This window comes from Ketobacter sp., assembly GCF_003671495.1.
Taxonomy (GTDB): Bacteria; Pseudomonadota; Gammaproteobacteria; order Pseudomonadales; family Ketobacteraceae; genus Ketobacter.
Genome location: NZ_RCHN01000007.1, coordinates 136653 through 156400, shown reverse-complemented (window position 1 = coordinate 156400; position 19748 = coordinate 136653). Strand labels below are relative to the sequence as shown.

Here is a 19748-nt window from a genome sequence, read left to right as displayed (position 1 = left end):
CCGGTCAATCCCGGCCGAGAAATTCCAGCAACCAGCGGGCCCCACGGTCCGCTTCCCAGAGGCGGTTTGCCGTTTCCGGCAGCGGCTGCGACAGGTCCCATTGAGTGTAATCCTGCAGCCAGCCTTCCTGCAGCAGCTTGCCCATGTCTTTCACCACCCGCGACTGGCGCAGGGGCTTCATGGCGAGAAGGCCGGTGGGGGCACCTGAGGTGATGCACTCATACACCATGGACACGCTGTCGCGGGTCACCCACAACTGGCCGGTATTGTCCAATTGCTGCTTGATGAAGCCACGCTGGGTATCCCGATGGGAGATCAGGGACAGATTGGGAATGGATCGGGCCGCCAGCGCCGGCAGAAAGGTGTCCGGGGAACGGCGCGAATCCGTCAAGGTCCAGTGTACCTGCGGCTGTTGCCGGCAGATGGCTTCCACCTGGTCGATGATCTCGGCATCGACCCATTGGAAATGGTCATTGACCCCGCCGATCAGAAAGGTGCCTGTGGCCTGATCACGGCCTTCGTAACGAGGCGCCACCGGATTCATAACACCGGTGGTGGCCAACACGTTGCTGCGCTGGGGTGGATTGTCATGCAGCGGGGTGATATTGGCGTCGAACAAAGCCATGGGAAACGCCCCCCGCATCAACAGGATAGCCTTGGCATGAAAGCGGTATTTGAGCTTCAGGATCAGGCTGTGGGTGCCGGCGCCAGCCCCCAGAATCCAGTCCGGTGGCGGCAGGTCCGGCTGCACCGGTCGCCGCAGCAACGCATCCAGCAGGCTGACCTGCAAAGTTTCGATATTAAGCCAATACACTTCGAACGGCGCCAGGGCCTGCAGCCGTTCCACCAACCCTTCCTGTTGGCTGCGATGACCGGGTTTCTCATCGGTGACCACCCACAATATCCTGGGCTCAGAGTGACTCATGCTGCATCTGCCTGTTGGCTGAATTTCCGAAGACAAAATAAAACCGCAGGAAACGATTCCTGCGGTTTCGAAAGGACATCAGATCCGGCTCAATCTTATACCAGACTGATCCAGTCCGCATGCTTGTCGGTTCGACCCATGACGTGATCGAAATACAGCTTTTGCAGTTGCTCGGTGATGGGGCCACGCTTGCCGGAGCCAATGATACGGCCATCCAACTGCTGGATCGGCAACACTTCGGCGGCGGTGCCGGTGAAGAAGGCTTCGTCCGCCACGTAGACTTCATCCCGGGTAATGCGCTTTTCAATCACTTCATACCCCAGCTCCTGGGCCAGGGTGATGACGGTGGCGCGGGTGATGCCATCCAGGCAGGAGGTCAGCTCCGGCGTGTACAGTTTGCCTTTGGTCACGATGAATACGTTCTCACCACTGCCTTCAGCCACATAGCCTTCCGGGTCCAGTAGCAGGGCTTCCTCTGCGCCACAGGACAGGGCTTCATTCAACGCCAGCATGGAGTTGATGTAATTGCCATTGGCCTTGGCTTTGCACATGGTGATGTTCACGTGATGGCGGGTGTAGGACGAAGTCCGCACCTTGATGCCCACTTCCTTGGCTTCCGGTGTCATATACGAAGGCCACTCCCAGGCGGCCACGATCATGTGCACCTTCAGGTTAGTGGCCCGCAGCCCCATACCCTCTGACCCGTAGAACACCATGGGGCGCAGGTAGGCGTGGGGCAGGTTGTTTTCCCGCACCGCCGCCAGCTGGGCTGCGTTCACTTCATCTTTGGTGAAGGGAATTTTCATATTCATGATGTGGGCGGAACGGAACAGGCGATCGGTGTGTTCCTGCAAGCGGAAAATGCCAGGGCCTTTGACGGTTTCGTACGCGCGGACACCTTCAAAGACACCCATGCCGTAATGCAGGGTATGGGTCAGCACGTGTACCCGGGCATCACGCCAGGGAACCATTTCTCCGTCAAACCAGATTAGACCGTCACGGTCGGCCATGGACATGATCTACTTCTCCTTCGTTGTCGTTTGCGTTGTTGTTTGCATGATCGTTTGCATCGCTGTTGGCTGTGCAATCAGAATTCTACCCGTGCCCCGCGGACGGGGCCGTTCGGGACCGGCAACTATAGCACATTAGCCGAAGGTTTTATGCCAGATTTCACGGACCCGGCGCCGCTCTGCCACAAATTGCGCGGCACTGATGCGGCCTTCGGTATTCTGCAGGGCCAGGGCGTGGGTCTGGCTGCGATAGGCCAGGTAAGCGGCCTGCAGGGCCTCCACTTCCGCCGGGGACAACAGCCCCTGCTCGCCGGCACTGTCCAGAATCCGCATATTGTCGGTCCAGCGGGTCATGGCGGGCTTTTCAGCCGACCAGTGCAACACCAGATACTGGGCCAGGAACTCGATGTCCACCATGCCCCCCGGGTCCTGTTTCAGGTTGAATTCACTGTCGGCGTCGCAGCGTTCCGGCCGCAGATCCCGTTCCTTGTAGGTACTGAGATGAGCGAGCATCTTGTCCCGCATATCAATGACTTCCTGCTTGAGTTTGGGCAGGTCACGGGGCTGGGCCAGGATCGCCGCCCGCACCTGGTTAAAGCGCTCGCTGAGCTGTGGACACCCCGCCACCACCCGGGCCCGCACCAGAGCCTGGTGCTCCCAGTTCCAGGCTTTCTCCAGCTGATAGTCCTGGAACGCCTTGAGGGAGCTCACCAGCAACCCCGCATTGCCGGAAGGCCGCAGCCGCATATCCGTTTCGTAGAGTTCACCGGAGGCCATTTTGCTGGTCAGGATGTGAATGATGCGCTGCCCCAGGCGGGCAAAGAAGACGCTGTTGTCGATGCTCTTTTCGCCGTCGGTGGCGCCAGACGAGTCGGCATCGTGTATGAACACCAGGTCCAGGTCCGAGCGGTAGCTCAGCTCGATGCCCCCCAGCTTGCCGTACCCCACAATGATAAAATCCTGTTCGCAGGGGGAGCCATCCTGGCGCTGGGGGCGGCCGTATTTCTCCACCATCTGGCGCCAGGCCAGGTCCAGAACCGCCTGCAACAGGGTTTCCGCCAACCAGGTTAAGTAATCGCTCACTTTCATCAAAGGCAGTGTACCTGCGATCTCAGAGGCCGCCACCCGCAGCACATGGCTGTGTTTGAACTGACGCAGGGCATCCATCTGCCGCTCCAGGTCGTCCTCGGGTATCCGCAGCAACACCTGGCGCAACTCACTGGTGAGGGTGTCCACCCCCAGGGGGGTCAATAGCGAAGCTTCATTCAACAGGGTATCCAGCAACATGGGGTGCCGGGCGATGGTATCCGCTACCCAGGGGCTGGCGGCGAACAGCCCTGCCAGACGCTCCAGGGAGCCGGGGTTTTCCACCAGTAAGGCAATATAGGCCGAGCGCCGCAGGATGGCTTCCACCAGCCCCAACACCCGTTGCAGGGTCAGGTCCGGGTCCTGCTGCTTGGCACAGGCATTGAGCACCAGGGGCATCAGCTTGTCCAGGCGCTCCCGCCCGACCGCCTGCAGGTGCGCCACCTGGCGGTCGGTTTTGAATTCGTTGAGGAGATGCCAGCAGTCTCCCGGGCGCTGGAATCCCAACTCATGCAGGTCCTGCTCTGCATCCTGCTGCGACTGTTCCGTCAGCCAGAGGGTCACCGCCTGATCCAGCACCGTCACCGTTTCCTGATCCTGGGGGTCGGCGATGAGGGCGTCAAAATGGGTGCGTACCCGCTGGCGCACGGCCGCAAGCTCCGCGTAGAAAGCGCCCCAGTCCGCAAACCCCAAGCCCAGGGCAATGCGCAATCTCGGCAGCTCATCGGTGGGCAGCACCTGGGTCTGGCGATCCTGCAGCGCCTGGATACGATGCTCCACATTGCGCAGAAACCGGTAGTCCTGGCACAGGGCCCCCACAATGTCCGCCGGCAACAGCCCCAGGTCACGGATGATGGTCATCACCTGCAGCACGTTGCGCTGCTGCAGCTCTACATCCTGGCCGCCGCGAATCAACTGGAACACCTGGGCAATGAACTCCACCTCGCGGATACCGCCGGCACCGGTTTTGACGTTGTCTTCATTGCCCCGGCGCAGCACTTCCTGATTGATCATTTTTTTCAGGGTGCGCAGGGACTCGATGACGCCGAAATCCACATAGCGACGATAGATAAAAGGCTTGAGGCGGCGCAACAATTCCGAACCATCGCCATGATCACGACCGATGGCCCGCGCCTTGATCATGGCGTAGCGCTCCCATTCCCGCCCCTGCTCTTCGTAGTAACTTTCCATGGCACGGAAATTCAGGGCCAGGGCGCCGCTGCTGCCGTAAGGGCGCAAGCGCATGTCCACCCGGAACACAAAGCCTTCCACGGTGTTTTCATCCAGCGCTTTGATCAGCTTTTGCCCCAGGCGGGTGAAGAAATCCCGATGGGCCAGCTCTTTGCGACCGCCCCGGGTCTGTCCCTCCTGGGCATAAGCAAACATCAGGTCGATATCGGAGGACAGGTTCAGCTCCCGGGCCCCCAGTTTTCCCATCCCCAGCACCACCATGGGCATGAGCTGGTCGCTGTCCGGGTAATAAGGCAGGCCAAACTGGGGCTCCATCCAGCCGTAGAGCCGGTCCAGGGCGGCATCGATGCAGGCGTCCGCCAGATTGCTCAGGTCCGCCACGGTTTCGGCATAATCCGCCAGCCCGCTGCTGTCGCGCCAGATGATGCGCACCATCTCGCGGCGTCGGAATTGGCGCAGGCAAACCGACAGCTCGGCTTCATCGGCCACCGAGGCGGTCAGCCCCAGCAATCGGTCATTCAGCTGCAGGGGAGAATAACGGCGCTGCAGATCGCCACTGTCCACCAGCTCCTGCAGCAAACGGGGGTGACGACAGAGCTGGTCTGCCACATAGTCGCTGGCCAACAGGCAGGCCTTCAACTGTTGCCGGAACGGTTCATCCCAACGGGATGCCCAGGGCAACAGCTCCGCCTCCTGTAATGCGCTCTGCAAACGCTCCCACTGCAACTGCAGGGCCGCAGTCACCACCGCGGGAAAACCTTCAGGGGAAAACTGTGTCATGACGGGGTCCTCTGGGTAGGATCAGGGCCTGTCGCTTCAGGGCTCGGCGCATTGGGTGGAGTCCACCCGCAATTCGATGGACTGGTTTTTCGGCGGCAAACGGCAGGGTGCCACCTGACCACTGTTCCAGTGGGAAAATCGATAGCGCTCACTGTTGATGGGGTGGGAGAACTGAAACCGGGCCCGCAGCGGCACGCCGTTTTCCACTTCCATCACGGTCACAATCATACCGGCCAACTGCACGCTGTCGCCCACGGCGAACGGCGCCTGGGGCCCACGCAACACCCCTTCCTGGACAGCATCATACAACCCTTCGCGGCTGTATAAGTCTAATGTATAGGCATTCAACACCGTGAGGGTCAATGGTTGCAGCCCGGAGGCCAACAGCCAGGTTTTCGACGCCACCGGCAACCCCAGATACGCCCGCACACCATTGATATAGCCCCCGGCACTGGACAGGGGCGGGTTGATCAGTACCGGTGTGGTTTCGCGGGGCATGTCCGCCAGATCCCAGGAGCGCGCTCCCTGGTTGAGGTAATTGTCCCCCACGATGCGCATGGAGACCATCTCCAGCGGCAACAACAAGGCGGACAATCCTAACTGCAGCACCAGCAGGGCCACCACCAGCACACCGCTCAACCCCCGCAGCAAACCGGATTGCGCCAGCTCGCCATGGCGCCAGGCCTTGATCAACAAACCGAGAAAGCCGGCGGCGCCAATGCTGGCGGCAATCAACAAACGGCTGTGGGGAATGGTGCTGGCCACCGGCACCAGACAAAACAGCGCGCCGGCCAGCCAGAAGCGGGCCCGGCGATCAGCCTTCAACAGCGGCCAGGCCACCCACAACAACAACAGGAACAACACCAGGAACACCAGCCGGCGCCCTTCCGGCAGGCCCGACCCCAATTCCGGCGGCACCACCCACAGCAACCCACCCAACAGATCCAGCCCGCGCCCCACCAACACCTGCAGGAACAGACCCGGTGCCTGGAACAGGTCCACATAGTGGCCTGAACCACTGGCGCCATACCCCAGCAGCGAGCGCATGCCCAACCAGGCGGCACCGATCACCACATAGGGCGACAACGACATCAGGCGTTCCCGCCAGGGGCTGTTTTCGTACAACACCGCGTAGGCAAACAGGTAGGCCCCCGCGGTCACCGCCATTTCCCCACACAGCAGCCCCAGGGTGAAGCACACACTGGCCCGCAGGTTCAGCAGGCCGCGATCCGACTCCCGCCACTGATGATGAAAAAAGAGGGTGAGCAACACAAAGATCACCGCCAGCACCGCATTGCGGTTGGCCAGCCAACCCGCCGGCACCCCGTGGGTATAGGACAGGGCGAACAGGAACACTGCCCACAGCCAGGCGGAGCTGTCCCCCTGCAGGCGCTTGAACAGGTGAAACCCACACCACAGCATCAGGGCAAAGTACAGCATACTGTGCACGTGCATCAGCATGGGGTGCTGGGGCCACAGGGAATAATCCAGACCGTGGGTCAGCTCCGTCAGCGGCCGCCAAAAGGCGTATTCCACTTCCGGATACGTCCACCAGGGCGCCAGCCCCAGGTTCATCAGGTCCATCACCCGCGCCGGGTTGCCGTCCACAAAACTGAACAGGCCATAGGGGCTGGCGGGGCTCACCGTCTGCAGCACCTGGCTGCGCTGGGTCACCAATCCCCAATGAAAATAATCGTCCAACTGCATCCCCACCCAAAGGGACGGCAACGCCAACAGGACGCCAAGCAGCAGGGCCCACCGGGCCGGCTTTTCCAGGACCAGAAAACTCATGTTATTTCCGCAGGTTCATAATCGGGCGTTCGATCAGCAGATAAATGACCACCGCCCCGAGAATGGTGATGATGGTGGAATACAGACAGATCAGACTCATGGCCTGCCAATGGGTGTAATCATAGCGCTCCGGATACTGCTGCATGGCGTTCACCCCCATCTGCACCAGAATCAGGATGGGGAACACATGCAACAGGTACATGGAATAGGACAGCTGCGCCAGGGGATACCAGATGCGATTGGAGAACAGCAGATTCAAAAACCAACTCAGGTAACTTTTTTCCAGGCAGACCAGGGCCAGATACGCCACCGCGCCACTGAACAGATTTCGACTGAAGGTCTGGTACAGGATGGTGAGGGTCTGCTGATCGTCCATACGGGTGCTGACCACCGGTAACCACATCAGCAGGATGATGATGCCGAAGCTGGCGAACTCGCAGACTTTGCCCCAGGTGGAGTTGAGGAAATTGCGCAGCGCCTGCTCGTGATGAAAGTAGTAGAAGGCGGCAATACAGCCGCACAGCAGTGCCCCGAAGCGGGTGTACAGATTGTCGTAGAGCACCGAGAAATGGTAGGCATGAAATTCCTGGTCAATCACCACCTGACTGCCGGACATGGTGCGAATGGGTTCGTCGGTCATGATCACCAGAAACCGCACCAGGAACGACACACCGATCAGAGCCCACAAGCCCAGCAGAGGCCGCCGGGTGTACTTCACCAGCAACAACAGAATCAGCGGGTAGATGAGGTAGAACTGTTCCTCGATGGCCAGGGTCCAGGTCCAGTTCATGGCCTGTTCGTCATAGGGCACAAAATTATTGATGTAGAGCACATTGGTCCAGATGTTGTGCAGATTGAGCTGCTCACGGCCTTCTGCATCCATGGCCACATAGCCCATCCAGGCGTACAACGCCAACACCAGCCAATAGGCCGGGCTCAAGCGCAAAAAGCGGCGGAAGTAAAAGTTGCCGAAGCGGATGCGGTTTTCCTTATCAATCTGCCGCAACAGAATACCGGTGATCAGGAACCCGCTGATGACGAAGAAAATATCCACACTCTTGTCCGCATTCCACACCCAGGCGGACCAGGTGCTGGCGTTCACCATATCGATCAGCTCCACATCCGGGTGCACCACGGAGTAAATACTGAAGGTGTGGAACACCATGATCATCAACATGGAGAGCGCACGAAATCCATCCAGCACCGGAAAATTGGACGCTGGCCGAACAAACAGCAATTTTAGATTTCGAAGCGGTGAAAACGCCGACAACAGGGTACTCATGAAAGACTCTTCTTATTTTTATTTTCAGACTGCAGTGCCTACCCTGCCTTGCCCCTGGCGAGTGTGCAACAACGGGAGCGCCCATTCTAACAACGGATTCACAGTTTAGGCTAGGTGCTGCTGACCGCCGGGGCCACCCGCATCACCTCTTCCGCCGTGGTGAGGCCCGCCGCCACCTTCTGGGCCCCGCTCAAACGCAGGGTGCGCATGCCCTCTTTCATGGCTTGTTTGCGGATTTCCGCCAGTTCCGCATTGTGACTGATCATATCCTTAAGATCCTGGGACAGGGGCATCACTTCGTAAATGCCCACCCGGCCCAGATAGCCGGTTTTGCGGCATTCCAGGCAGCCCACCGGGGTTTTGATCTTCTCCGGTTGCCGGCCTTTCCAGGGTGAAATCAAAGTCTCCCAGGCTTCCGCATCAATAAAGGCATCCCGTTTGCAGTGGGGGCACAGGGTCCGCACCAGGCGCTGGGCCATGACCCCCAGCAGGGTCGCCGAGATCATATAGGGGGGCACCCCCAGGTCGGTCAGGCGCACAATGGCGGAAGGCGCATCGTTGGTGTGCAGGGTGGAGATCACCAGGTGCCCGGTGAGCGCCGCCTGAATGGCCATGTTGGCGGTCTCCAGGTTGCGGATTTCCCCCACCATGATGATGTCCGGATCCTGCCGCAGCAAGGCCTTGACCCCGTCGGCGAAGGTCAGGTCAATGTTGTCCATCACCTGCATCTGGTTAAAGGAAGGCTCCACCATCTCGATGGGGTCTTCGATGGTACAGACATTCACTTCCCGGGTGGCCAGCTGCTTGAGGGTGGAATAGAGGGTGGTGGTTTTACCGGAACCGGTGGGCCCGGTCACCAGCACAATGCCGTTGGGCTGGGACACCATATGATTCCAGCGTTCATAATCGTCGTCCGCCAGGCCCATCTGCGCCGCGGAGCGCACCAGCACTTCCGGGTCGAAGATCCGCATCACCATCTTCTCACCGAAGGCGGTGGGCAGGGTGGACAAGCGCAGTTCCACTTCATCCCCCTCGGTGCTCTTGGTTTTCAGGCGGCCATCCTGGGGCCTGCGTTTTTCCGCCACATCCATCCGGCCAAGGATCTTGATCCGGCTGGTGACCGCCGCCATGACCGGCGCCGGCAGCTCATACACATCGTGCAGCACCCCATCAATGCGGAAGCGGATATTGCCGTGCTCCCGGCGCGGTTCCAGGTGAATATCACTGGCGCGCTGGTCGAACGCGTACTGCAGCAGCCAATCCACGATCTTGACGATGTGCTGGTCGTTGGCGTCCGGGGAACTGAGTTCCCCCAACTGCAACAGCTGTTCAAAGTTGGTCACCGTGGAGGGGGCCTTGCCGCCACTGGCCCCTTTCACGGAACGGGCCAGATTGTAGAATTCCAGGGTGAAACGGCGGATGTCTGCGGGATTGGTGATGACCCGCTTGATGCGCTTGCCTTTTAGGGTCTGCTCCAGGCCCTGCTCCCACTCACTCAGGAACGGCTGCCCACTGGTGATGGTGACGGTTTCGTCGTCCACCGCCACCGCCAGGATCTCGTGACGTTCGGCAAACTGGAACGACATGATGGCGGTGGTGGCGCCCACGTCCACCTTCAACGGATCAATGTGATAGATGGGCTGATTGGCCCGCTTGGCCAGCCACTCGGTGAGGTTGTCCAGATCCAGCTTGCGGCTTTCAAACTGCTGGTCCGCCAGGTCGAACTTGGCCACAAACTGCAGGGGGTTCCAGTTCAGTTCATTCTTCTCACGCCGCTGTCCGGCGATGAAGTTCATGTCCCGCTCGCTGATGCGGCCGTCCTCGAACAGGCCATCCAAAACCCAGCGCACATCGATGCGGATGCTGGGCTGCATGAAGCTGGCTTTACCTTTTTGCATACTGGTCACAGGGGGTGCTCTGCCGGGTATTGAATGATGAACAATTAAAACAATTGTAGTCTCAAGCGTTTAACCAAACCAACCTCCCCCTCACACAACCTTGCCAAACCGTGACCCGTCCCCAAAAATCCGGTATCTTTGCCATCACCGTACGGTCTCTCAGGAATCACGTTCCCATGGAATCATTGATCGAAAAAGCACTCTACGCCAGCCGCTGGATCATGGCCCCGGTTTACCTGGGCCTGAGCCTGCTGCTGCTGGTACTGGCCTTCAAATTCTTCCAGGAGCTGGTGCACATCTTACCCTCCCTGCTCACCATGCCGGAGCAAACCCTGATCCTGCAGATCCTGACCCTGGTGGACCTGACCCTGGTGGGCAGCCTGGTGGTGATGGTGATGTTCTCCGGTTATGAGAACTTCGTCTCCAAAATCGACATCGACGAAGGCCAGGAAAAGCTCTCCTGGCTGGGCAAAATGGACTCTGGATCGTTAAAACTGAAGGTATCTGCGTCGATTGTGGCGATATCTGCCATCCACCTGCTGAAAGTGTATATGGAGTTCAAACCCGATGCCAGCGGCCTGGGAGAGACCAAATTAATGTGGTTATTGATTGTCCACATGGGATTTGTACTCTCCGCCCTGTGCATGCAGGTGATGGACAAAATGGACCGGGCGGCAAAAGCGCTCTCCAAGTGATGTTGCTGCCCCGCTAATTCGTTACCACGCCCTTGACTTCACCCCCTGCCCCAATACCATGGGGGCAGGATGGCGTGAGCCAGCGCCACCCCATCCTGCTGATAACACCAATAAAAAAAGCCATAAAAGGAATTGCACATGGGGATCTTCCACCGGTCACTGGCGCGCACAGGCGCCTATACAGGTGTTTATATTGTGGCGGCACTGCTCATGGCAGGCTGCAAGCCCACCACCACCGACATCAATTTAACCACCCCTGCCAACACGGCCACGGGCATCACGCTGAACGCCAGCGACATTGACAGCAGCCAGTTTCAATACCAGGTCGGCGCGCCGCAGTACGGCACCCTCAGTGGCACCGCACCCAATCTGACCTATACCCCGGCCAGCGGTTATACCGGCTGGGATCATTTCAGCTATACCGCCAGCCATAATAGCTCCATCTCCCGTGAGACCCGGGTGACCATTTTTGTGGAAGAGCCCCCGGCAGCAGACTGGGTCACCCTCCAGGGCAACGCCAGCCACGATGGCCATGTGCCGGTGACCCTGCACCCCGATGGGTTTTCGCTGCTCTGGCAATCCGAGCTGGGTGCGGCGGATTATCATCCCCCGGTCAGCAACGGTGATATGGTGTTCATCGTGGGGGACCACTCATTAAGCGCCGTTCGCAGCGTGGACGGCAATGAGTCCTGGCGCCACGATTTCAACCAACGCGTGTTTTCGGTGAACCCGCCCGCCTATGCTGACGGTCAGGTCCTGCTGCAGGTGGGCAAAGAGTGCAGCAGCTGCAGCGACAAGCCCTTCCTGTACAGTTTTGAGGCCACCACCGGCAGCGTCCAGTACACCAGCCTGTTCGGGGCCCAGTGGGAACACTATCTGGCGCCAACCCCCTATGGCGATGCCGTCTATGTCAACGCGGGCGCCTATGGCGGCGCCCAGGCCTTCGACCTGTCCAGCGGCACGTCTCTGTGGTTTGCCAACCTGCCCCAATTCAGCGGTTGGACCCCCGCCGTCAACGAGCAGCTGGTCACCGGATACATGGACGGTGCCCTGTACCTGTTGGCCCGGAACGATGGCTCTGCATTGGGCAGCATTCCTGACCCGGACTACAGCTGGCATGGCTACAGCGTGAATTTTGCCCCTGTTCTCACCGGCACCGGACAGGCCCTGGTGGTGGAAAGCGGCCGCCTGATCAATTTCAATCTGGACCAGCTTGCGCTGGAGTGGCAATTGAGCGGCCAGTTTGCCCCGCAGCCTGCCTACGCCGGGAACACCCTTTATGTGGCCAGCGGCACCAGCCTGCAGGCGCGCTCCCTCACTGATGGCAACCTGATCTGGGAGTGGACCGGCCCCAGCTCACTGGACGGCAACATCATTGTGACCCGCAACCTGGTGATCGTAAGCTCTGCCACCACCACCCATGCACTGGACCGCGCCAGCGGCGAGGCCCAATGGCAGTTCAACCAGGGTGGGCACATTCTGCTGGGCAGCGATCTGGTGCTCTACATCCTGTCCGATGACGGCATCCTTTCTGCCATCAACACCCAACAGGACTACGACCAGGATGGCTTGCCCACCGCTTGGGAACGACGCCACGGATTGGACCCTTACTTTACCGATGACGCCAACGGCGACCCCGACGGAGACCTGCTGATCAACAGCGAGGAATACCGGCATCACGCCAACCCCAACCGGCGGGATAGCGATGACGACGGCCTCGACGACTACGAAGAAGCCTCCGTATATGGCACCCTGGCGAACAAGCCCGACAGCGATGGCGACGGCATGCAGGATGGCTGGGAGGTGCGTTACGGCCTGGCACCCAATGATGCCCTCGATGCAGAACAGGACCTGGATGGCGACGGCGCTTCCAACTACGAGGAAGCGCAAACGGGCACCGACCCCACCGACAGCGGGTCATACCCGCCGCCCATCAGCGAGCTGACCCTCTCCTTTGAAAACGGCCTGCCTGCTGGCTGGGAAGCCAGTGACTTGAGTGCCTGGTCCGTAACCGATGAAGTTGCCCACACAGGTCAATATGCGCTGCGCCACGCGGCCAACGACAGCAGCCATATGGAATGGAGCGGGTATTTTGCCGGCAACATGATTACGGTTCAGGCCTACCGCGGCTGCAACAATTTCTCGCAACTGCTGGTGGACACCGGTGTGGAATCCTTCGCCTTCATCATCAGCAATAGCGGCTGGTCCGAGTTCAGCTTCCCCATCGGCAAAGGCCTCAATCGCATCCGCTTCCGCACCACCTCCAGCTGCCCCATCTATCTGGACAGCGTGCAGGCCACCCCGCTGAGCGGCTGGTCCGCGAACGAAGGTGCTTACCTTGCCATCTTTGACGGCGAATTACGCTTGTACTCCGACGCCGGAGAACTGCTGCGCCGTGTTAACGTGCCCGACGCCGGCGGCTGTTGTGACTACCCACGGGATGTCACCTTGCTGGATGACGGCCGGATCGCCATTTTCAACGGGACCTTCACCCCCCAACTGAGCGTCTATGATCCCGGCACCCATCGCTGGTCACATCTGCAGGCGGACAATTGGGCCACCGTCAATAACCTCTCATACGGCGGCATCGCCGACTGGGGTGATTACGTGTTTGTGACGTCCATGGACACGGCCCTGAACAGCCATGCCGGCATCATCCGGTTTACCCTCAGCAGCAAGCAAGCCGAGCCCTTTGGCGCCCGGGAATACATTGACCTGACCCTGGGCCAGGATGGTCTGCTCTATGCACTCAGCGGCTCGGTGGTGGATGTCTATCACCCGGCAACCCTTACGTTGCTGACGTCCATCAACATCAGTGCCTCCCGCGCCATTGCGGTGGACGCCCTGGGCACCCTGTACAGCGCCACCTGGGGTGGGGAAATCCGCCGCCACGATGCGGCAGGCGCCATCATCAACTCCCTGGTGGTGGGCGGGTCCCTCTTCGACCTCAACCTGGGCGACAACGGCCTGCTGGTGGCCAGTGACCGGGATGGCCGCCTGTTCGCCACCCACACAGAGCTGATGGCTTTCAGCAACATCGTTGCCGTCAACGGAGCCGAGTTTGCTGACATCATTCCGCAATCCTCAGCCCAGTCAGCCCACCTTACGAGCCAGTTCCAGATCCAGAGCCTGGGCCTGAACGACACCGGCGCAACCACCGCGGCGACACAACCGCTTCCCGACGCGTTCGACGAGGCGGGCTTCAGCCCGTCGCCGCAGGCGCCGACCCGTTACTGACCTGGCCATTACAACCTCTGCACCGCCCAGGTGCGGAGGTTCCTGCCAGAGGGGGCCCGTCCTGGCATAAAGTCACAATTATCTGTCCTTTCCAGCGCTGTTACCGGCAAGACACCTCCCTTAGAATGTCCCACGCAATACACGTTATATACCAAGAAGTAGAAGTAGGGGGCGGTTGTGTTAGCACGAGCTTGGGCGCAATGGGTGATGAATCATCGCATCACCAGCATCGTAGTGGTGATTCTGGGGGCGTTACTGCTGGGAATGGGGGCCAAAGACGCCCAGTTCTCTGCCAATCAACGGGATTTCTTCAAGGCCAGTGATGCCAACCTCAATAACCTGATCCAGATTGAAGAGGACTACACCAGCGATAAGAACGTGATGGTGTTGGTGGAGCCCCGCAACCGGAACGTGTTCAGCCCCGACGCCCTCAAAGCCATTCAGCAGCTCACCGAGTTCGGCTGGTCGATTCCCTACTCCCAACGGGTGGAATCCCTCAGCAATCATTTGTACACCCGGGTGGACGGGGACGATTTGATGGTGGAGTTCCTGGTGGAGGATGTGGACGCCCTCTCCCCCCAGGAGTTGCTGGCCCGCAAGCGCTACGCCACCAGCAAGGTGGGGGTGAAAGACTACCTGATCACTCCGCAAGGGGATTTGTCCCTGGTGTCGGTGATCCTGAACTTCCCGGACTCCGATCATGGCGAGGCGGCCGTGGAAGTGGTGCAGTACGTTCATGAATATGTGGACGGGCTCAATGCCCGGTATCCGGAGATCGATTTTCGCGTGGTGGGCGGCGTGGCGGTGGAAACCTCCCTGCCCGCCATCATCGAGGACGACGGCCGCACCATATTCCCCTTTGCCCTGGTGCTGGTGTTTGCCTTCCTGATTTTCACTCTGCGGGATGTCATCGGCAACCTGGCCTGCATCACCACGGCTCTGCTCTCCATCATGGCGGGAATGGGAGCAGTATTGTGGAGCGGTGTGAAAGTTTCCCCCATTCTGGTGAACACTCCCGCCATCATCGTCATCATTGCCATGGCCGACTGCATTCACCTGATGGTGAACTACGCCCAGGGTCTGGCCCGGGGCCTCGATAAAAAAACCGCCCTGGAAAAAAGCATCGAGGTGAATTTCTCGCCCATCATTTTCACCAGCCTCACCACCGCCATCAGCTTTTTTGCCCTGAACTTCAGCGAATCGCCGCCCTTTGCCCACATGGGCTCCGCCGCCGGCGTGGGCATTCTGTACGCCATGCTGGCCTCCCTGAGTTTTCTGCCTGCCGTGGTGTACTACCTGCCCAGTAAAGCCAAGGGCGTCAACACTCTGCCCAGCATGGGTGGACTGATCCGCTTCTATCAGCCTCACGCCAACAAGATCATCGTCGGCTTTGTATTGGTGATGGTGGCACTGGCCTCATTCATCCCCATGAACCGGCTCGATGATAATTTTGTGGAGTTCTTCGACGAGGATCTGGAAGTGCGCCGCAATATGGATTTCATGATCGAACGCATCAGTGGTTCGGTGGTGGTGAACATCAGCATCCCTGCCACCGAAAACGGCGGCATCTACGACCCACAGTACCTGGGGCTGCTGGAGGATCTGGATCAACACCTGCAGGAAAACCCGCAATTGCGCTTCACCACTTCCTTGCTGGAGGTGATGAAAACCTTGAACAAGAACCTGCACGAGGACGATCCCGACTGGTACCGGATTCCGGAATCCCGCGAGCTGGCATCACAGTATCTGTTGATGTATGAAATGTCGTTGCCCTTTGGCCAGGACCTCAACAACCTGATCAATTTTGACCGTTCGGAAACCCGGGTGATTGCGGTCTATGACCAGCTTTCCGACAAGGAGTTGATCGACCTGGAGCTGACCATTCAGCACTGGCTGGACCAGCATCAATTCGACACCAAACAAGCCATCATCGGCAGTGCCAACCTGGCCTTCGCTCACATGCAGTACACCAATGTGAACAACCTGTCGAAGGGCTTTGTGGTGGCGTTGATTTGTATTTCGCTGCTGTTGATCTCCATGTTCCGATCCTGGTCCCTGGGCCTGATCAGTATGGTGCCCAACCTGTTTCCCGCCGCCATGGCGTTCGGCATCTGGGCCTTGATCAGCGGCAAAATCGGCTTCGGCATGTCCGTGGGCATCACCATCACCCTGGGCATCGTGGTGGACGACACCATCCACTTCCTGGCCAAATACAAATACGCCCGCGAGCAGCTGCATTTCAACAATCACGACTCGGTGCGCTACGCCATGGACACCGTGGGTGTGGCCATGCTGTTGACCACCGCCATGATGTCCATCGCGTTCACCTCACTGCTGTTCTCGGATTTCATTCCCAATCAGGATCTGGGGCTGATCACCATCATCACCATCATATGCGCTGTGCTGGTGGATCTGGTGCTGCTACCGATCATCCTGCTGAAACTGTTTGGTGACGATGGCAATGTTCAAACCCGCTCCGCTCAGTTCAGCGCAGAAAGCGGCACGGACAACAGCGCCAGGCTGGAAGGGTACTCGGGCCCATGATAGAGGGTGGTGACGCCCCCCTCCACCCGTGCCCGCTGCACCAGATTCAGCACACCCTGGGCCTGGTTGCTGGGGCTGATGGACACCCGCAAACGGCTGCCGGCCCGGATGATGACGCTGGTGGGGAAGATCTCCACCTGCATTTTCACCACCTCACCCGGTTCCAGTAATTGTTCGTGCTCCCGGGTCAGGAAGTGATAGGGCTGCACCATTTCCCCATACACATAACGGGACCGGCTTTCATCCACCGCCCGCAGGGATGCCAGCAACAAGCCATTGGTAATGGGCACCACCCGGCCACTGGGCAGTACTTCGTCCACCCGCACTGACAGCACGGCGTCCGCCGTGGTGCTGGACATCCAGACGTCCGCCTGTAACGGCCCGGCGATGAAGTAATCCTCTGTCATCGTGGCGGTTTCGTAGTTCAGGGCATCCTGCTCCAGCTGCCGGTGATCCCAATAACAGGGTCGAATCTGGGTAATGCCCGCCACCCCCAAGGTCCAATGCACATAACTCAAGGAACAGTCCGAGCCATCGCTGGGGTGAATCTCCAGCTTGAGAAAACCACCATCCGCACTTTTGCCATAGTCATATTCCGCAAACGGCGCCGCCGCCATGGCGCGCTCGGCTTCCTCCCAGGCCGGTGCCTGTTGGGTCAGGGTGCCATCTCCATGCAGATACCAGCGCTCCGGTTGCGCTGCCGGATGGGGCCAGTTGTCAGCGCTGATAAAACCCTGCCAGTTGCCTGGCTTGTAGTGTTTGACGTACTGGGTCACCGGCGCAATCCGCTCGGTACCACTGTCTATTCCCCGCAGGTGTTGATCAAACCACTGCAGCAGCACATGCAGTACCGGGTCAGTTTTTTCCGTGCCGGGCAAAGCCTGCATAAAATTACTGAGATGATCACCGTCGAACAGCATCAGGCGCGCATCCACCTGATCCCGCAGGCTTTCATACAATAGGGGTGCATCGCGCTGAAACAGATCGTTGAGGGCACCGGCAATCAGGGTGGGCGCCTGGATTTGATCCATGTTTTCCAGCGGCGAACGCTCCCGCCAGAATGGGGAATCGTACGCCAGCTCGGCGTCCCCGTGGATGGCCCGCTCAATCAATGGCAGATAATAATTGTCAATATGATCAATGTGCTCCTGGGTGGCGGCCATCACCTCAGGCATCAGCTCCGGTTGCAACAACATCAGGGGAACGTTCTGGGTGGAGGTAAGGTGAGTCAGTGCCATCCACTCCCCCATGAATACCGCATTCAACAAACCACCGGTGCCCACGATGCCCCGCTTGGCATCCCCCAACGGCACGCTGGCAAACACCGCCTTGATGTCCTGGGGGCGCACCTGCGCTGTGAACAGGGATGTGATGCCCATGTACGAAGCACCGGCGACACCGATGTCACCGTTACACCAGGGCTGCGCCTTGACCCAGTCCACCGTGTCCGCATAACCGGCCTGTTCCTTCTCACCGAACAGCTCCCAGCCGCCCTGGGAAATACCACCACCAATGACGTCCACCGACACCATGGCGTAACCGCGCCGCACCAGATAGGAATCCGGAATACCCAGAAACACACCACCGGGGGCTGCGGCAAACGACATCAAGCCAATATTGTAACCACTCTGCACCAGAATCACGGGGAAAGGCCCCGGCAGCGGCTCACCGTTGTCATCCGCCGGCAGGGTCAGGCGCATGCCCAGCTGTTGACCGGTGGAGATGGGTATATAGCGCATGGGGGCGATGTGCACGCGGGGGTATTCTGCGGGGCGGTCATAGAAACTGTCAGGATCATCCAACTGCAGCGCCACCGGAGGTGTGGGCAACACCGGGCTTGCCGGTGCGGGCTGCGCTGGTGATGAGCGCGCCTCCGTCGGCCGGGATGAAGATTCGCCGGAACCGCCACAGCCGAATAACAGCAGGGCCCCCACACAGAGCACAACACATTGATGCCTCAACACTGCATCTCTCCTTGATTCTTGTTATTGGTTTTTTTGAGTCATCACCTTATCCCGTTGCGGCAACCGGGTATTGATGAAAAGCCGCGGCCATTGACCAATTGCGCAAGCGGTGAATTTGTACAAAAAGCCCCGGTTGGGCGTATGATGGGAAGATCAATGCGGCCGCTTCCGGTTAAATCCGGCCACCAGTGATACCCCTATAAAAAAGCCGCAAAAATAAAAACGAATAACAAAAAACAAGCAAAAAGAACAAAGGAACCCAAATGGAATTTGCGACCACTGGCAGTGTCCGTCTCGGTTACGTCCGTGCTCTGCTGGATTACCTGGACAATCACCCCAATGCCACCAGCGCAACACTGGCCTCAGAACTCGAACAGCGCCTGCAGGATCACTCGCTGAACGAACGCATCCCCGTCCCTTTGTGGAGTGAAATGATGGCGAAAGCCATCGCCTGTTCCGGCGATGAATTCCTGCCCCTGAAACTGGCCAGGGAAATCAACCCCAAGCACTGGGGCGTATTCTCCTATGCGGCCATGACCTGCAAAAACCTGGCGGAGGTGGCCAGCATGCTGGTGCGCTACGAAACCGTCATCGACGAAGCCAACGATACCCGCATGGTGTTGCTGGAGGATCGCGTGGGATTACAGTGGATTCCACGCATGGAGGATTTGCATCCTGCGTTGATGCAGGTGTCCGTGGCCAGCTGGGTGGTGTTTGCCCGTCGCCATACCGGGCGCCGGGATCTGGTGGCGGACGTGGATTTCAGTTTTGATGCTCCCGCGGATACCCGCCCTTTCCGGGAGCTGTTTGGCGGCAACGTCCGCTTCGCACAGTCCACCACCCAATTACTGTTTCCCAAAGAATATCTGCAGATTCCCATTACCTATCACGATCCGGAAAGCCATCACATCCTGGTTTCGCAATTGATGCAGCAGGCGGCCAATCTGAAGCAGCCAGGCGAGCTGCACAGCCATATCAAACGGCTGATTGTGGAACAACTTTCCAGTGGCCGCTGCACGCTGGAAAACGTCGCCGCCGCCATGATGATCCCTGCCCGCACGCTGCAATATCAATTGGAACAATCCGGCACCCGTTTTCGCGAACTGCTGGATGCCACCCGTGCGGAGCTGGCTCGGCACTATTTGCTGGACCCCGATATGTCGCTGGTGGATGTGGCATTCCTGTTGGGATTCTCGGAGCAGAGCCCGTTCACCAAAGCGTTCAAGCGCTGGACCGGCGAAACGCCAGGAGAGTTTCGCAAACGCAACAGCCACTGAACAGCGGCACTGAATATCGGCGGCAGGACGCATGACGGTGTGCCACCGATGATCATGAAAACGTCATA

General features: G+C 59.2%; 11 protein-coding genes. 4 read left to right on the top strand and 7 right to left on the bottom strand.

Features of this window, described 5'->3' with window-relative positions:
• Positions 1-4: 4 nt before the first annotated feature.
• From D9N14_RS03275 to D9N14_RS03250, 6 genes are all read right to left on the bottom strand, one after another.
• Positions 5-925, bottom strand: coding sequence for a mitochondrial fission ELM1 family protein (locus D9N14_RS03275; RefSeq protein WP_290576866.1), 921 nt, complete (start codon positions 923-925; stop codon positions 5-7).
• Positions 926-1020: 95 nt separating this feature from the next.
• Positions 1021-1941, bottom strand: a complete 921-nt coding sequence (locus tag D9N14_RS03270) for a branched-chain amino acid transaminase (RefSeq protein ID WP_290576864.1) — start codon at positions 1939-1941, stop codon at positions 1021-1023.
• 129 nt (positions 1942-2070) lie between these two features.
• Entirely contained in the window at positions 2071-4992 is a 2922-nt protein-coding gene (gene glnE, locus D9N14_RS03265; RefSeq protein WP_290576862.1) for a bifunctional [glutamate--ammonia ligase]-adenylyl-L-tyrosine phosphorylase/[glutamate--ammonia-ligase] adenylyltransferase, read from the bottom strand.
• Between the two features lie 36 nt (positions 4993-5028).
• Positions 5029-6783, bottom strand: coding sequence for a hypothetical protein (locus D9N14_RS03260; protein ID WP_290576860.1), 1755 nt, complete (start codon positions 6781-6783; stop codon positions 5029-5031).
• 1 nt (position 6784) lies between these two features.
• Complete coding sequence (locus D9N14_RS03255) at positions 6785-8065, bottom strand: acyltransferase family protein (RefSeq protein WP_290576858.1); 1281 nt, start codon at positions 8063-8065, stop codon at positions 6785-6787.
• 110 nt (positions 8066-8175) lie between these two features.
• Complete coding sequence (locus D9N14_RS03250) at positions 8176-9963, bottom strand: GspE/PulE family protein (protein WP_290576931.1); 1788 nt, start codon at positions 9961-9963, stop codon at positions 8176-8178.
• Between the two features lie 176 nt (positions 9964-10139).
• Here D9N14_RS03250 and D9N14_RS03245 point away from each other — a divergent pair, with 176 nt between their 5' ends.
• From D9N14_RS03245 to D9N14_RS03235, 3 genes are all read left to right on the top strand, one after another.
• The gene (locus D9N14_RS03245) at positions 10140-10658 is read left to right on the top strand and encodes a TIGR00645 family protein (RefSeq protein ID WP_290576856.1); all 519 of its coding nucleotides are present in this window, start codon (positions 10140-10142) and stop codon (positions 10656-10658) included.
• 138 nt (positions 10659-10796) lie between these two features.
• Positions 10797-13895 (top strand): PQQ-binding-like beta-propeller repeat protein, encoded by a 3099-nt coding sequence (locus D9N14_RS03240; protein ID WP_290576855.1) that lies wholly within the window; start codon positions 10797-10799, stop codon positions 13893-13895.
• Positions 13896-14072: 177 nt separating this feature from the next.
• Positions 14073-16439, top strand: a complete 2367-nt coding sequence (locus D9N14_RS03235) for an efflux RND transporter permease subunit (protein ID WP_290576853.1) — start codon at positions 14073-14075, stop codon at positions 16437-16439.
• Here D9N14_RS03235 and D9N14_RS03230 read toward each other — a convergent pair.
• Complete coding sequence (locus D9N14_RS03230; RefSeq protein ID WP_290576851.1) at positions 16376-18403, bottom strand: CocE/NonD family hydrolase; 2028 nt, start codon at positions 18401-18403, stop codon at positions 16376-16378. The genes D9N14_RS03235 and D9N14_RS03230 overlap by 64 nt on opposite strands.
• A 263-nt stretch (positions 18404-18666) precedes the next feature.
• Between D9N14_RS03230 and D9N14_RS03225 the strand changes: the two genes are divergently transcribed.
• The gene (locus D9N14_RS03225) at positions 18667-19680 is read left to right on the top strand and encodes an AraC family transcriptional regulator (RefSeq protein WP_290576849.1); all 1014 of its coding nucleotides are present in this window, start codon (positions 18667-18669) and stop codon (positions 19678-19680) included.
• Positions 19681-19748 lie beyond the last annotated feature (68 nt).